Raw genomic sequence first — 16,432 nt, forward strand, 5'->3', positions numbered from 1 at the left:
TATAATTGTGGAAGATGATAATATGGCGGTTGAAAAAAAGAGAAAAATTAAATATGCAATACTTGCTGCGATCTTCATAGCTTTAATAATAATTGCTTTCAAAGTTTCTGTACTTAGGGAAATAATATATTTAATACTGATATCGTTTTTAATATCATACACCTTAAAACCTATACAAAAGATCATGGTAAATAAAGGTATTAGTGAAAAGATCAGCGCTTTTATTCTCATAGCCTTAGTAGGATTATTCATTATAAGTATATTTGCAATTTTAATACCTTCTCTTTTTAAGGAAAGTTTAAGTTTAAATAATGCCATATACAGTATTCAAAATTTAGTAGATAATATTTATGGAAAGTTAAAGTTAATTCAAGGAAATAGGACAATACATGTATTAATTAACAATTTTAATAGAAAAATTGACGGGGAAGTAACCGTTATGTTCACTAGAATATTTGATTCTTTAATGAAAATGGGACAGAATATTTTGTATGTAGTAGTTATTCCTGTAATAACATATTATTTCCTATCGGAAGGGGAATGTATAAATGAAAAAGTACTTTCTACATTTCCTATAAAGAGTAGGGGTATAATTAAAAATATAAGTTGCCATGCAGATAAGATATTGGGTAGATATATAATAAGTCAGCTTATGTTAAGTGGATTTATTGGAATAGTCACGTTTTTTATACTTTTAATCTTAAAAGTAGATTTTCCTATAATACTTTCTGTTTTAAATGCATTTTTTAACATAATTCCATATTTTGGTCCTATATTTGGAGCAATTCCAGCCATAGCTATAGCTTTAATAGAATCTCCTGAAAAAGCCATTTGGACAGCAATATGCCTTTATGTGCTTCAGCAAATAGAAGGAAATATATTATCCCCTAAAGTTACTGCAGATAGTATAAGTATGCACCCATTGGTAGTAATACTTCTCCTAATAATCGGCGGAGAAATAGCAGGCTTTATTGGAATGGTACTTGCAGTTCCTCTAGGGGTCATAATTAAAGTAATGTATGAGGATTTGAATTATTATATGTTTTGAATTTTTTATAGTTTGAACAGTATATAAATTTTTAGCATGAAAGTAAAAACTTTCATGCTTTTTGTATTAAAATTTTAGATATATTACAAAATCACAAATGTTTTGTGTTTATGGTATAATCAGTTAAAGCACAAGTTTTGTAAAGGAGGGAATCACCATACAGAAAGATTTAAGTTTATGTTGCTTTCAGAATATACTCCAAAGGCATAAATTGGTAGTGATTTTAATTGCGGCGGTGCTGACTACGACATTTCTGATGCTTTTGGTCAGGCTGCCAGACATGATGAGCAACAAGCTGGAAAGTGTTACCGTAGAGGAACAAAATGGCGTGTATGATCTGAAGGGTATTAAGAATTTTAGCTGCAGGGTGGTTACTTTGCCGCCGGGTTCGGTCTATTACCCTAATTTGCTCCTAACGCCTAAAAACTACAGTACTGCAGTACCGGAGAGCACGGACAGATATGACAAGTTGCGAGCGGATTATTTATCCCAGCGTTTTGTAATTAATCTGCCTGGCAGCGGAGATGTTTATATGTTGACATTTAGGCTTTCAGGCAGACACGCTATGAAGGTTTATGTAAACGGACAATTAGTGGGTCAGAGCGGTCAGACCGGTGTGACGAAGCAGGATACTGAGGTTTGGGAGAACAACTTGACCTGCTATGCCGCACCAAAGGAGGGGAAAATGGAGATTATCCTACAGTCGGCTCAGTTTTACCATTATAAGCGTGGTACTTCCCTGGCAACATTGAGATTGAGTAGGGCATCTCAGGGATTCTATGCGGGCCTTTATGGCAAGATAAAGGGCCTTCTTGTGATGGGAGCACTTTTGTGTGCAGCGGTGCTGCTGCTTTGCATTTATCTGTTGAAATGGCATAGTTAGTGGAAAAAATTTTCCAGATGCTTTAAGTGCTACGGTTTTGGCTAAAAAATATAATGCACCAATACTTTTAACTTATCTTGATTTTTATAGTGAACAGGAAGAACAATTGGATAGGCTTGGAGTAAAGAAGGCTTTTATAATTGGAGGGACAGGTGTCGTATCTAAATCTATAGAGGATACCTTAAGTAAAAAAGGAATAGAATATGAAAGAATATATGGAAATGACAGGTATGAAACCTCTATAGCTGTAGCCAATAAAATAGGTAGTGAGAATGGTATTATAGTAACTACTGGAAGTGATTATTCAGATGCTTTATCCGTATCTTCTATAGCGGGAAAATTGCAGATGCCTATAATATTGTCTCAAAAGGATGGATTAGAGTATGCCCAAAATAAATTTATATCAGAAAATAATATTCCTAAAACCTATGTATTAGGTAGTATGGATGCAATAAGCAATATTACAGCTTATACCTTTCCAAATGCTAAAAGAATAGCCATGGGAAACAGCAGATATGATAGAAATTTAGATATAATAAATACTTTTGCTGGTTACATTGATTTTAGTACAATAATATTAGCTTCTGGTGCAGATTTTCCAGACGCATTAAGTGGAACGGCTTTAGCAGCTTTAAATGGTAATCCAATAATTTTAACAGGAGAATACTCTTATTCTGGATATACAGAAAAGGCAAACGATAATTTTATTGAAACTTTACTTGGAAATGAAGACACAAAAAATATATATGCATTAGGACTGGAAGGAAGTATATCAGAGGATGATTTAAACAGTATAATAAACTCCTCAAAGGCTTTAAATATTGTAAAATCAAACATAACACTTAGTTCTAGCTTAAGATCTGGAAATATGGGTATGTATAGTTATGATGGTAGTAATTATTATCGAATAGCTTTGTATGCTTATAATGAACCTGCTAACGCATGGTTAATAGGTAACTACAAGTATGACTTTTTAGTGGATACTAAAACTTTAGGAATTTATAAAATATATAATGATTCAGATGACATAACACCTTTAGATGGTAATAATATAGAATCAGTAAGTGATGGGGAAGTTCCCTCTGATGTTCCCATGTTTAATGGCATGTTAAATATTCCAGTATTTAATGGCATATTAAATATTGAACAGGCACTAGATCTGATTAAGTCACAAATAGAACTTGAGGCTAACGAGTCTATTCATATACCTTTTGAAGAGTCCAGGTGGATAACTACCTATAATGGTGATAAATGTTATGGTATAGTTAAGGATTATAACGAAACAGGAGATTCAGATGATAGAACTGAACTGTGTGAGTATTTAGTTAATATATCTACGGAACAAGTTACACAATGTATTCAAGGACAATATACTCCAATAAGTTAAACATATAAAAAGAACCCGAGTTTTTTGCATAAAAGTTCAATTTTTTAAAATTGAACTTTTATGATCATAAATTTCCATAGGTTTGCTTTGACAGATTTATTGAGCAATATTGACATAAAAGTGTATTTAAATTATAATTTGTATCATAAATGGATATGTGGCAGTGAATAGAAGAAGTAAATATATTCTTATATGTAAAGAGAGGAAGTAGAGGGTGTAAAGCTTCTCATATGAGGTTTATTGAAGGCTGTCTAGGAGCCTATTATGGTGTTTGAGAGATATGGATTTTATAATTTTAAATCTATATAATTAGGGTGGTACCGCGAAAAACTTTCGTCCCTTTTATGGATGGAAGCTTTTTATTTTTTAAATTATATATGATATCAATAAAAAGGAGAGATAAATATGGAAAAATTAGGATTGAACCAAATTAGAGAGATGTATTTAAGTTTTTTTGAAAAAAAAGCACATCTGAGATTGCCCAGCTTTTCTCTAGTACCTCAGAATGATAAAAGTTTGCTTTTGATAAATGCCGGTATGACTCCACTTAAGCCTTATTTTACAGGTCTTAAGGTTCCACCTAGCAAAAGAGTAGCTACCTGTCAAAAGTGTATAAGAACTGGAGATATTGAAAATGTGGGGAAGACCTCAAGACATGGCACTTTCTTTGAAATGCTAGGAAATTTTTCCTTCGGAGATTATTTCAAGAAAGAAGCAATTCCCTGGGCTTGGGAATTTATTACAGAGGTTTTGAAACTTCCCAAGGATAGATTATATGTTACAATATATTTAGATGATGATGAGGCTTATGATATATGGGTTAAAAGTACAGATGTGGATCCTTCTAAAATTTTCAGATTAGGAAAAGAAGATAATTTTTGGGAGCATGGTGTAGGTCCCTGTGGCCCTTGTTCGGAGATTTATTATGATAGAGCACAGGAAAAAATAAACAGCGTAGAGGAATTTGTAGAAGCAGCTGATAATGATAAAATAGTTGAATTCTGGAATTTAGTTTTTACTCAATTTGACAAAGATGAAAATGGGAATTATAATAGACTTTCCAACCCTAATATAGATACAGGCATGGGACTTGAGAGAATGGCTACTATAATGCAGGGAGAAAATAGCATATTTGAAGTAGATACTATAAATGCTATATTAAAAGAAGTGTGTAATATATCTGGAACAAAATATAATGAACACAAAAATAATGATATATCTATAAGGATAATAACAGATCATATAAGAAGTATTACTTTTATGATAAGTGATGGTATACTTCCATCTAATGAAGGACGGGGATATGTGCTTAGAAGGCTTTTAAGGAGAGCAGCAAAGCATGGTAAGTCCCTGGGAATAGATGATAGATTTTTATATAAACTTTCTAATGTTGTTATAGACAATTCTTGCGAGAGCTATCCTAAATTAAAAGATAGGAAAGAGTACATAAAAAAAGTTATAAGGCTTGAGGAAGAGAGATTTGATGAAACAATAGACAGCGGAATGAAGATCTTAAATGAATTTATAGAGGAATTAGAAAATAGCAATAGTCTGCTCCTTGAAGGGGAAAAGGCCTTTAAATTGTATGATACTTATGGTTTTCCAATAGAACTTACTGAAGAAATATTACAGGAAAAAAATATGGGAGTAGATTTAGAGGGATTCAACAAAAAAATGCAGAATCAAAAAGAAATGGCAAGATCCGCCAGGACAGAAACTAATTATATGGGAGCAGAAGATACTGTATTAAATAAAATTCCCCTGTATATAGACACTGTATTTGAAGGTTATAATAGTTTAGAGTCCACTTCAAAGGTCAAACTCATGATAAAAGAAGGAGAGTTTGTTTCTCTCTTAAGTCAGGGGGAAAAAGGTGTTATATTAGTAGCTAATACACCATTTTATGCAGAAATGGGAGGTCAGGTAGGAGATAAAGGTATCATATATAATGAAAATTTTGAAGGTAAGATAATAGACTGTAAAAATAATGTAGCGGGAAAAATACTTCATTTTGTTGAAGTAATTTCAGGAAGTGTAAGTTTAGAAGACACTGTTTTATTAAAGGTAGATAAAAATAGAAGAGATGATATAAGAAGAAATCATACTTCCACTCATCTTTTGGGAGAGGCATTAAGGAGAGTGCTAGGAGAACATGTACACCAATCCGGTTCTTATGTAGATGAACATAGATTAAGATTTGATTTTAACCATTTTGAATCCCTAAATGATAAGCAATTAAGAGAAGTTGAAGAGCTGGTAAATGAAAATATAAGAAAGGCAAAAACAGTAAACACTAATTTAATGTCTTTAGAAGAAGCAAAAAAGAGTGGAGCGGTAGCAATTTTTGATAGTAAATACTCAGATGAAGTAAGGGTTGTTTCAATAGGAGATTTCAGCAGAGAACTTTGTGGAGGTACTCATGTAGGTAATTCTGGAGAAATAGGACTGTTTAAAATAGTTTCAGAAGCAGGAATAGCAGCGGGCATAAGGAGAATAGAAGCTGTTACTGGAAGAGAGGCAGTTGAATATTTATATTCAAAAAGTGATATGCTAAAGGAGATAGCAAATAAATTTAAATGCTCTGAAAAAGAAATTGTTCATAAATTAGATTTACAATTTAATGAATTAAGGGAGCTTAGAAAAGAATTGGAAGAGTTTAAAATAAAATTAGCAGGTAGTGCTGAGGAGAGTATCTTAAATGGTGTTAAGATTGTTAAAGGAATAAATCTGTTTACAGGGATATTAAAGGATGTAGATGGAAATGCACTCAGAGAACTGGCAGATAAAATCAGAAGCAAATCACAAAATGCAGTAGTTTTATTAGGAAGTAATGCAGAAGGAAAGGTAAACCTGGTAGCTATGGCAACTAAAGATGCAGTGGAAAAGGGAGTTCATTGTGGTAAAATTATAAAAGAAGTGGCAGCTGTTGCTGGAGGAGGTGGAGGCGGAAGACCTGATATGGCTCAAGCTGGTGGAAAGTTTCCGGATAAATTAGAAGAAGCAATAGGAAAATGTAGTGCGATTATGGAAAAAATAGTTAAGTAGTATACATTTTATAAAATATGCTTTATAATATATTTAATTAGAATTGTTAGCGGGGTGAATATATATGAGCAAGGATAATACCATTCAGTTTGATATTTCTGAAAGTAAGAAGGCTTTGACTAGAGAAATATTAACTGAAGTTTATGATTCGCTAATTAAAAAGGGATATAATCCTGTAAATCAATTGGTAGGGTATTTGATTTCAGGTGATCCGACTTATATAACAAATTATAATGGAGCAAGGTCATTGGTTAGAAAGCTTGAGAGAGATGAAATACTTGAAGAAGTCTTAAAAGCATATTTAGGTATAAAATAAGAATGTCCTTTTTGGACATTTTTATTTTAAATATGACAATAATAAAAATAGGAGAGTAATAATTTGAGAATACTTGGATTGGATATAGGAAATAAAACTATAGGAGTGGCTTTAAGTGATCCATTAGGAATAACTGCACAGGGAATTACTACCATAAAGAGAAAAGGGGAAGACAGGGATATTGAGGAGCTGAAAGCCATATGTGATAAATATAAGGTGGAAGTAATTGTTTGTGGGCTGCCTAAAAATATGAATGGAACTTTAGGACCTCAAAGTGAAAAGGTATTAAAATTTTGTAATATTATAGAGGAAGTCATAAATTTGCCTATAAAAATGTGGGATGAGAGACTTACTACAGTGGCGGCTAACAAAGCCATGCTGGAAGCGGATTTGTCTAGGGCAAAGAGAAAAAAAATAGTGGATAAAATGGCGGCTACATACATATTGCAGGGGTATTTAGATAGAATTTCAAAATAGAATTATTTTTAACATTAATCTTATAAGAGAGGTAATTTTAATATGGAAAATGATGTTAGCAGTTTAATGCTGGAGGATGAAAAGGGAGATAAGGTTAAATTTCAGGTGGTGACTAAATTTGATATAGAGGATAGAGAGTATATAATTGTAGTGCCTGAGGAAAATGAAGATTCTAAGGAGGCAATAGTACTAAAAATAGTTGAAGGGGAAGATGGAAGGGAAGCATTTATAACAGTGGAAGATGATGAGGAATTCAATCAGGTTTCAGAAGTTTATGAAGCTCTGTTTAATGATTAAAATAATTTGTTAATGTTAAAACTAAAGGCTATAAGGAAGTCTATAGCTTTTAGTTTTAATATTAACTGATTTTCAATTGACAGCTATATTATGCTATATTAGACTTATACTGTGATAGTTTGTTTTAGGAATATTTTAAATTTAAAGGTGAAACGGGGTATAGTAATGTCGAAGCTTTCTACTTCAGAAATAGAGAGGTTAAAAAATAGTTTGAAAGAAAAGGGATATAAACTTACACCACAAAGACGGGCTGTAGTAGATATTATAATAAAAAATGAAGGAAAACATCTCACTACAGAGCAGATATATGATCAGGTTAAAATTGATTGTCCTGAAATTGGCTTGGCTACAGTTTATAGGACTGTACAGCTTTTAGAGGATATAGGAGTTATATGTAAATTGGATTTAAATGATGGATGTAATAGATACGAAATAGTCCATAGGGAAGAAAACCATCATCACCATCATCTAATATGTACTAAATGTTCTAAAATAATTGAAGTAACTGATGATCTTTTGGAGTCTTTGGAGAGAAAAATAGAAGGAAAATATAATTTTAAAATCCTAAATCATAGTTTGAAATTTTATGGTATATGCAGTGAATGTACAAAAAAATCAAAATAAATATAAATAAATATAAAGAGAAGGAGGGAAGATTTTTTTGCGTAAAGAAAAAGAAAAAGTAAAAATTATTCCATTAGGTGGATTGGGTGAAATCGGGAAAAATCTTACGGTAATAGAATTTAAAAATGATATAATAGTAATTGATTGTGGCTTGAAGTTTCCTGATGAAGAAATGTTGGGTATAGACGTGGTTATCCCCGATATTACTTACCTGAAAAAAAATATTGACAGGGTAAGAGGAATATTTTTGACCCATGGACATGAAGATCATATAGGAGCATTACCTTATGTTCTTAAAGAGATCAATGTGCCAGTGTACGGCAGTAAATTAACTCTTGGCATTGTTCAAACTAAACTGAAAGAACACAATTTAATTAATTCAGTAGATCTTAAACATGTAAAGGCTAAGGATGTAATTAAGTTAGATAGTATGTTGGTAGAATTTATAAGAACTAGCCACAGCATAGCAGATTCCATGGCTATTGCTATACACACTTCAGCGGGTATTATACTCCATACGGGAGATTTCAAAGTTGATTATACACCTATTGATGGAAGTGTAATTGATTTAGCCAGATTTGCAGAGCTTAGTAAAAAAGGTGTAACTGTTATGTTGTGTGATAGTACCAACGTGGAAAGACCAGGTTATACCATGTCTGAAAGAACTGTGGGAGAGGCCTTTGAAAAATTTTTTGCTTCTGCAAAAAGTAGGATAATAGTAGCAACTTTTGCTTCAAATATTCACAGAATACAGCAGGTTATTACTGCGGCAGAGAAGTATGACAGAAAGGTAGCAGTTTCTGGAAGAAGTATGGAAAATATAGTAGAAGTAGCTACAGAACTAGGATATTTAGATATTAAAAAAAATACAATTATAAGCATAGATAATATAAATAAATATAATGGCAATAAAATAGCTATAATAACTACGGGAAGTCAGGGGGAGCCCATGTCAGCTCTTTCGAGAATGGCAGCTTCCGAACACAAGAAAGTGAATATTATTCCGGGAGATACTATAATAATTTCAGCTAATTCCATACCTGGAAATGAGAAATTAATTTCCAGAGTTATAAATCAATTGTTTAAAAAGGGAGCAGATGTAATATATGAAGCCTTGGCGGATGTACATGTATCTGGCCATGCTTGTCAGGAGGAACTAAAATTAATACACACTATTGTAAAACCTAAGTTTTTTATACCGGTACATGGGGAATATAGGCATTTAAAACAGCATGCAGATTTAGCTGTAAGCCTTGGACTTTCTCCAAATAATGTAGTTATAGCAGATAATGGTGATATTATAGAAGTTTCTAAAGATTCTATAAGAAAAAGTGGTACAGTAGTATCTGGACAGGTATTTGTAGATGGCCTTGGGGTAGGAGATGTAGGAAATATAGTTTTAAGGGATAGAAGGCATCTGTCTCAGGATGGAATACTTACAGTAGTAATTACTATGGAGAAGGAAAGTGGAAGTGTTATTGCAGGACCTGATATAATATCTAGAGGTTTTGTTTATGTTAGAGAGTCTGAAGATTTAATGGAAGAAGCAAAAGAATTAGTGAGAAATGCTTTGAATGAATGTGAGAAAAAGCATATTACAGAATGGGCAAATATAAAGTCTAATGTGAAAGAGGTACTCAGGCTGTTTCTGTATGAAAGGACAAAGAGAAAGCCTATGATATTACCTATAATTATGGAAGTATAATGCTTCTTTATCAAGAATATTTGTAAAGTTGACATTTTAATACTATAATATTAAAATGAGTATATTATAATTTTGATTGGATACAAGAAAGTATCCAATTTTTTCAGTATATGTATATATTTTGACATATATACATACTTAATTTCAAATTGGAGGAATAATAATGGATTTATTTACAAGAAATGACATAAGAAATGTGGCAATAATTGCCCATGTTGATCATGGCAAAACCACATTGGTAGATGCACTTTTAAAACAAAGTAATATATTTAGAGAAAATGAAAAGGTAGAAGAAAGGGTTATGGATTCTAATGCCCTTGAAAGAGAAAGAGGAATTACCATACTTTCAAAAAATACTTCTGTAGTACATAAAGGAGTTAAAATAAATATTGTAGATACTCCAGGACATGCTGATTTTGGAGGGGAAGTTGAGCGTGTGCTTGAAATGGTAGATAGTGTTTTATTAGTAGTGGATGCCTATGAAGGACCTATGCCCCAGACAAAATTTGTTTTAAAGAAGGCACTGGAGTTAAAGCTTGAACCTATAGTTGTGATAAATAAAATAGATAGACCAGATGCAAGGGCTTCTGAAGTTTTAGATGAAATATTTGATTTATTTGTAGAACTGGGTGCCAGTGATTCCCAGCTTGACTTTCAGGTGGTATACTGTTCTGCTAAGGCAGGTTTTGCAAAGTATGAAATAGAAGATGATTCAGCTACTATGGAACCTTTGTTTGATACTATAATAAAAAATGTTCCTGCACCAAAAGGGTATATTGATATGCCCCTGCAAATGCTGGTAACCACAATAGATCATAATGAATATGTAGGCAGGATAGGTGTGGGGAAGATAACTAGAGGAAGTATAAAGAAAAATCAGCAGGTTGCATTAATAAGAAGGGAAAATAAAATAGAAAATGTAAAGGTATCTAATCTGTATATATATAATGGACTTAAAAAGGAAGAAGTAAATGAGGCTAAACTCGGGGATATAGTTGCAGTTTCAGGCATACAGGATATAAATATAGGAGAAACTATTGCAGATATATTAAAACCTGAAGCTATTGCTTTTGTTGATATAGATGAGCCTACGCTGAGTATGAATTTTATGGTAAATGATTCCCCTTTTGCTGGAAAAGAAGGGAATTTTGTTACTTCCAGGCATTTGAGGGATAGACTTATGAAGGAGCTGGAGACTAATGTATCTCTTAGGGTAGAAGAGACTGATTCACCTGATTGTTTTAAGGTAAGTGGAAGAGGAGAACTTCATCTTTCAATATTAATAGAAACTATGAGGAGAGAAGGTTATGAGTTTCAGGTTTCAAAACCTACAGTTATATTTAAAGAAAAAGGTGGAAAGAGGTTAGAGCCTATTGAACACCTCATTATAGACGTGCCGGAAGAATTTATGGGAGTAGTCATGGAGAAATTAGGGCCTAGAAAGGCTAATATGGTAAATATGACCTCTGCAGTAAATGGATATGTCAGATTGGAATTTAAAATACCTGCAAGAGGACTTATTGGATTTAGAAATGAATTTATGACGGATACTAAAGGAAATGGCATAATGAACCATCTGCTTGATGATTATGAAGAATATAAAGGGGACATACCTGAAAGAACAAGGGGATCACTTGTGGTGTTTGAAACGGGAACATCCATAACCTATGGGCTCTATAATGCGCAGGAAAGGGGAACGTTGTTTATAGGACCAGGAGTGGAAGTATATGAAGGAATGATAGCTGGAGAGTGTTCTAGAGCGGAGGATATAGAGGTAAATGTATGCAAAAAAAAGCATTTGTCAAATACCAGATCTTCTGGAGCTGACGAAGCTTTAAAATTAGTACCTTTGAATGAAATGACTCTGGAAAAATCACTGGAGTTTATAGCATCAGATGAACTGGTGGAAGTAACTCCTAAAAGTATAAGAATGAGAAAGAAGATATTAAATTCGGAACAGAGAAGGAAAGCCATGAGAAAAAAATAGGAAGGATTGTTAATAGTGAAAAAAAACTTAAAAAGTATTTTTTTACTCTGTAGTTTGGCTTTAATCATAATAGTGGGTGTTTTATATTTTGTGGTGACAAACATAAAATACCCTCTTAGGTATAATGAAGGTAAAGTAAATATCAGTATAAATAATGAAAAAAATTTATCTCAGGTGGTAGATAAACTAGAAAAAGAAAAATTAATAAAAAATGCATTTATATTAAAATGGTATATAAACAGACATTTTGGAGATATTGGAGTAAAAAAGGGAATATATTCCTTTTCCAATAATATAACTTTAGATAATTTTGAAACTTACCTAAAGAAGGGAATCAAAGATGATGAGCCTGTAAAAGTTTTAATACCTGAAGGATATGATATAGAACATATAGGAAGTATTTTGGAGAAAAAGGGTATAATATCAAGTGCAAATTTTTTGGAAAGCTGTAAAAATTATAAATTACCTGATTTTATAAAAGCAGATTCTAAAAGAAGATATAATTTAGAGGGATATCTATTTCCGGATACGTATGAGTTTTTAAAGGGAAGTAGTGGAAAAGCTATAATTGATATCATGCTGGATAGGTTTACTTCAGTTATAGAAGAAGTAGAGCAGAATACCGGTGTACAGTTAAAAGGTAGTAATCTTGATGATATGATAACTATGGCTTCCATAGTGGAAAAGGAGGTAGAAATTCCAGAAGAAAGAGGAAAAGCAGCTTCTGTGTTTTATAACAGATTACAAAAAGGAATGAAACTTCAATCTTGTGCTACGGTATTGTATGCGCTGGGAGTACACAAGGATAAATTATATTATAAAGATTTGGAAGTTGATTCTGTGTATAATACTTATAAAGTGAGTGGGCTTCCAGAGGGGCCTATATGCAATCCCGGAAAAGGATGTATTCTTGCAGCTATAAAGCCTTCTAATACAAACTATATTTATTTTGTTTCCAATAATGATGGCACACATTTTTTTACGGATGATAACGAAAAGTTTCTACAGGTAAAAAAGGCTACCCAGGGAGATTGATTTTTGGAGGGAAAAATGAGTAATGTTGCATATGATTATATAGAGTGTTATATAAGATCACTGATAGAAGAACATAAGGATGTATTAAAAGAACTAGAGGACTATGCAAAAGAAAATTCCGTACCTATAGTTCAAAAAGAAGTAGCAAAATTTTTAGAACTTATGATAAGTATAAAAAAACCTTTAAAAATTTTGGAACTTGGAACAGCCATTGGTTATTCTGCAATTTTAATGAGTATAAGTTCTGGAAAAAAAAGTTTAATAACCACTGTGGAGAGAGATAATAATATGGTGGAAATTGCCAAAGATAATATAGAAAAGTATAAATTTATGGATTGTATTCAGGTTGTTGAAGGGGACTGTCTGGAGGTACTTAAAAATACAAAAGAACAATATGATTTTATATTTATGGATGCAGGTAAAGGACACTACAATCAATTTCTACCTTATTGCCTTAAATTATTAGATAAGGATGGAATAATAGTGGCAGATAATGTGCTTTTTAGAGGAATGGTGGCATGGGATAAATTGGTAGTAAAAAGGAAAATAACTATAGTTAAAAGAATGAGAGAATATTTAAGTAATATATCTGACAATAATAAATTTGTTACATCAATTATACCTATGGGAGATGGTATAGCTGTTACGGTGAGGAGGAATTGATATGAAGAAACCAGAGCTTTTAGCCCCAGCTGGAAACTTGGAGAAACTAAAGACAGCCATAAATTTTGGAGCTGATGCAGTTTATCTTGGAGGAAGCAGACTGAATTTAAGGGCCTTTGCAGATAACTTTACAGATGAGGAGCTAAGAGAAGGGATAGAGTATGCACATAGTAGAGGCAAGAAGGTATTTATAACTGTAAATGTATTTCCTCACAATGAAGATTTAAAAGGATTGGAAGATTATTTAAAAAAATTATATGAATTAAAAGCAGATGCAATACTTGTGTCAGATCCAGGAATAATAATAACCGCAAAGGAAGTTGTTCCTGATTTGGAATTGCATTTAAGTACCCAGGCCAATAATGTAAATTGGAAGTCTGCTAATTTTTGGTATAGTCAGGGTATGAAAAGGATAGTACTTGCAAGAGAGTTATCCCTCCAGGAAATAAGAGAGATAAGGGAACATCTACCAGAAGACTGTGAAATAGAGGCATTTGTTCACGGTTCTATGTGTATATCCTATTCGGGCAGGTGTGTGCTCTCAAATTATATGACGGGAAGAGATTCCAACAGGGGTCAGTGTGCTCAACCCTGTAGATATAAATATTATTTAATGGAGGAAAAAAGGCCAGGAGAATATTTTCCTGTATTTGAAGATGATAGGGGAGCTTATATATTAAACTCAAAGGATCTCTGCATGATAGAACATATCCCTAAATTGGTAGAATGTGGTATAAATTCATTTAAAATAGAGGGAAGAATGAAAAGTTCTTATTATGTAGCTACTGTAGTAAAAGCTTATAGAAGAGCTATTGATGCCTATTTTAAAGATCCAAAGAATTATGTGTTTCAAAGTAAATGGATGGAAGATTTGATTAAAGCAAGTCATAGAGTTTATTTTACAGGATTTTATTTTGGGGATACTTCTAGTCAGATCCATGATACCTCCTCTTATATAAGAGATTATGATATAATAGGTATAGTGAAAAGTTATGATGGTCGCAGGGACATAGCAGTTATAGAACAGAGAAATAAAGTTTTTGATGGAGATAACGTAGAGGTATTGAGACCAGAAGGAGAGGGTTTCTGTATAAATCTAGATGATATGAAAGATGAAGAAGGTAAAGAAATAGAAGCTGCACCGGTGGCTCAAATGATATTTACAGCTAAGGTAGATAAGGAGCTTCAAGAGGGAGATATGCTTATAAAATTAAAAAAATTGTAAATATAGTTCAATAATTATTTATTAATGAATAAAATACCTTATTTTGGACAAAAATTTAGTCTAGATGAGGTGTTTTTATGTTGAAAATAAATAGAAATTTAATAAAAAATAGGCAGTGCATTTTATTTTTAATTTTTAATATTATATTTTTAATGCTGTATTTTAAAATAATAAGTCTTCAATATTTAAAAGAAGATGAGCTTAGTGTAATGGCTAATTCTCAGTATTCCTATAAAGAATCTTTAACAGATGCCAATTACGTACTATATGATTGTAATGGACAACAGCTTATGAATTATAATAAAGAGTATTATGTTGTAATATCTCCAGATATATTTTTAAAAGATAATCCAGATGCAAATTCAGAAAGTATGTTGACATTAATATATACTCTTAGGAACTATAACGAGAATTATGATCTGGCTAAGGTTGGGATATTGAATACCAGTGAAAAATTATACTATCAGATTGATTTAAGTACTTATAATAAACTAAAAAATATACATGATGTAAATGGATTTTATATATATGAATATTCGCCTTTAAATAGAACTGGGGTATGGAGCATAGAAAATTTACTGTTAAATTCCAAGAGAACTGCAGACAATACAATAAAATCTAAAGATTCTCTGGAGATGAAGATATATGAAAAGATTAAGGATAATGAAAAGCCCCAAATTGTATTTGAAAGGGATGCAAATGGTAAAATAATAAATGAAAAAACTACTTTGCCTGAGAATAATGTAAATGTAAGGTTAACTTTAGATAAAAGTATACAAAATGGCATAAAGCAAATATTAAATACCAGTGAAAACAAAAATTTTGGCCAAATTGGAGTTGTGCTAATGGAAGCTGGTACTGGCAAAATAAAAGCTCTAGTACAAAAAGACGATACAAAACCTAATGTGAATTTAGGTATTGCTACTAATCATGGTTTTTTTCCGGGCTCTACATTTAAAGTTATTGTAGAAGAAGCTGGACTTGATAAAGGTATAATAAAAACAAATGATAAATTTACCAGTAAAGGGTTATATGGAGAAGAGAGTGAAAAGTATAATGTTTTAACACCGGAGGAAGCTCTGACACTATCTTCTAATGATGTATTTGCACAAATAGGGAATAAAGTTGGATTTAATAATTTTTATGATAATGCAAAATCTCAGGGATTATTTGATAAAGTTTTGAATTTAGACGGGGAAAAAGAAGGAATATTTGAAGTTAAAAATCCTAATGTTAGTGATGGCAGTGTGGGACTTGCAGCTATAGGGCAAAATATAAGAATAACGCCAATAGAAGCTATAAGTATACCAAATACGGTTGTAAATGATGGAGCTTATGTTAAACCTTATTTGTTAGATGCTTATGTAGATAACCAAAATAATACTATAGAATCTTTAAATACAACAAGTAACTCCGTAATAAAAAAATCTACTGCAGAAGAGATTAAAGATCAAATGATAAATGTAGTAAAAAATGGTACCGGTAGATCCGCATATATAGATGGCATGGAAATAGGAGGAAAGACTGGAAGCACTCAAAGGATAGAATTGACAGGGCAAAATAAAAATGCAGAAGAACACTCTGATGGATGGTTCGTAGGATTTTTTAAGGTTTCTGGGAAATATTATTCTATGGTCGTATTTGTTCAAGATATAGACAAAGATAGTGAAAGTGGAGGAAATACGGCAGCTCCAATTTTTAAAAATATAGTTTTAAAGATAGTACCTTATTTAAAATAAA

General features: G+C 32.1%; 14 protein-coding genes and 1 other annotated feature. All 14 genes read left to right on the top strand.

The genetic code is table 11. The features are described 5' to 3' along the window. The first annotated feature begins 7 nt into the window (after nt 1-7). The 14 genes from CKL_RS06505 (at nt 8) to CKL_RS06570 (ending at nt 16,431) form a co-directional block, all read left to right on the top strand. Complete coding sequence (locus tag CKL_RS06505; RefSeq protein WP_012620386.1) at nt 8-1,048, top strand: AI-2E family transporter; 1,041 nt, start codon at nt 8-10, stop codon at nt 1,046-1,048. A 406-nt stretch (nt 1,049-1,454) separates the two neighbouring features. Beyond that, nucleotides 1,455-1,931, top strand: coding sequence for a hypothetical protein (locus CKL_RS06510; RefSeq protein ID WP_242652543.1), 477 nt, complete (start codon nt 1,455-1,457; stop codon nt 1,929-1,931). A gap of 37 nt (nt 1,932-1,968) precedes the next feature. Beyond that, the gene (locus CKL_RS06515; protein WP_012101710.1) at nt 1,969-3,318 is read left to right on the top strand and encodes a cell wall-binding repeat-containing protein; all 1,350 of its coding nucleotides are present in this window, start codon (nt 1,969-1,971) and stop codon (nt 3,316-3,318) included. A 154-nt stretch (nt 3,319-3,472) separates the two neighbouring features. After that, nucleotides 3,473-3,662: a binding site (T-box leader), on the top strand. Between the two features lie 61 nt (nt 3,663-3,723). Next, complete coding sequence (gene alaS, locus CKL_RS06520; RefSeq protein ID WP_012101711.1) at nt 3,724-6,363, top strand: alanine--tRNA ligase; 2,640 nt, start codon at nt 3,724-3,726, stop codon at nt 6,361-6,363. A gap of 64 nt (nt 6,364-6,427) precedes the next feature. Further along, a complete protein-coding gene (locus tag CKL_RS06525) occupies nt 6,428-6,679 on the top strand; it encodes an IreB family regulatory phosphoprotein (RefSeq protein ID WP_012101712.1) in 252 nt (83 codons plus the stop codon). 63 nt (nt 6,680-6,742) lie between these two features. Further along, nucleotides 6,743-7,156, top strand: coding sequence for a Holliday junction resolvase RuvX (gene ruvX / locus CKL_RS06530; RefSeq protein ID WP_012101713.1), 414 nt, complete (start codon nt 6,743-6,745; stop codon nt 7,154-7,156). Nucleotides 7,157-7,198: 42 nt separating this feature from the next. Further along, the gene (locus tag CKL_RS06535) at nt 7,199-7,453 is read left to right on the top strand and encodes a DUF1292 domain-containing protein (RefSeq protein WP_012101714.1); all 255 of its coding nucleotides are present in this window, start codon (nt 7,199-7,201) and stop codon (nt 7,451-7,453) included. A 165-nt stretch (nt 7,454-7,618) separates the two neighbouring features. After that, the gene (locus CKL_RS06540) at nt 7,619-8,077 is read left to right on the top strand and encodes a Fur family transcriptional regulator (protein WP_012101715.1); all 459 of its coding nucleotides are present in this window, start codon (nt 7,619-7,621) and stop codon (nt 8,075-8,077) included. Nucleotides 8,078-8,114: 37 nt separating this feature from the next. Continuing rightward, nucleotides 8,115-9,782, top strand: a complete 1,668-nt coding sequence (locus CKL_RS06545; RefSeq protein ID WP_012101716.1) for a ribonuclease J — start codon at nt 8,115-8,117, stop codon at nt 9,780-9,782. A gap of 163 nt (nt 9,783-9,945) precedes the next feature. Next, nucleotides 9,946-11,769, top strand: coding sequence for a translational GTPase TypA (gene typA, locus CKL_RS06550; RefSeq protein WP_012101717.1), 1,824 nt, complete (start codon nt 9,946-9,948; stop codon nt 11,767-11,769). Between the two features lie 15 nt (nt 11,770-11,784). After that, nucleotides 11,785-12,804, top strand: coding sequence for an endolytic transglycosylase MltG (mltG, locus tag CKL_RS06555; protein ID WP_012101718.1), 1,020 nt, complete (start codon nt 11,785-11,787; stop codon nt 12,802-12,804). 15 nt (nt 12,805-12,819) lie between these two features. Then, nucleotides 12,820-13,467 (top strand): O-methyltransferase, encoded by a 648-nt coding sequence (locus CKL_RS06560; protein ID WP_012101719.1) that lies wholly within the window; start codon nt 12,820-12,822, stop codon nt 13,465-13,467. Between the two features lies 1 nt (nt 13,468). Then, nucleotides 13,469-14,692 carry a peptidase U32 family protein gene (locus tag CKL_RS06565; protein ID WP_012101720.1) on the top strand — a complete coding sequence of 408 codons (1,224 nt, stop codon included), beginning with the start codon at nt 13,469-13,471 and terminating at the stop codon, nt 14,690-14,692. A 77-nt stretch (nt 14,693-14,769) separates the two neighbouring features. After that, nucleotides 14,770-16,431, top strand: a complete 1,662-nt coding sequence (locus CKL_RS06570; RefSeq protein ID WP_012101722.1) for a penicillin-binding transpeptidase domain-containing protein — start codon at nt 14,770-14,772, stop codon at nt 16,429-16,431. Nucleotide 16,432: the final 1 nt, after the last annotated feature.

Source organism: Clostridium kluyveri DSM 555, from assembly GCF_000016505.1.
Classification (GTDB): domain Bacteria; phylum Bacillota; class Clostridia; order Clostridiales; family Clostridiaceae; genus Clostridium_B; species Clostridium_B kluyveri.

Bases quoted from the DNA above. Each gene is read 5' to 3' on its own strand.
- CKL_RS06540 (WP_012101715.1), top strand. From the start codon at position 7,619: ATGTCGAAGCTTTCTACTTCAGAAATAGAGAGGTTAAAAAATAGTTTG.
- CKL_RS06560 (WP_012101719.1), top strand. From the start codon at position 12,820: ATGAGTAATGTTGCATATGATTATATAGAGTGTTATATAAGATCACTG.
- CKL_RS06565 (WP_012101720.1), top strand. From the start codon at position 13,469: ATGAAGAAACCAGAGCTTTTAGCCCCAGCTGGAAACTTGGAGAAACTA.
- typA (WP_012101717.1), top strand. From the start codon at position 9,946: ATGGATTTATTTACAAGAAATGACATAAGAAATGTGGCAATAATTGCC.
- alaS (WP_012101711.1), top strand. From the start codon at position 3,724: ATGGAAAAATTAGGATTGAACCAAATTAGAGAGATGTATTTAAGTTTT.
- CKL_RS06570 (WP_012101722.1), top strand. From the start codon at position 14,770: ATGTTGAAAATAAATAGAAATTTAATAAAAAATAGGCAGTGCATTTTA.
- CKL_RS06525 (WP_012101712.1), top strand. From the start codon at position 6,428: ATGAGCAAGGATAATACCATTCAGTTTGATATTTCTGAAAGTAAGAAG.
- CKL_RS06535 (WP_012101714.1), top strand. From the start codon at position 7,199: ATGGAAAATGATGTTAGCAGTTTAATGCTGGAGGATGAAAAGGGAGAT.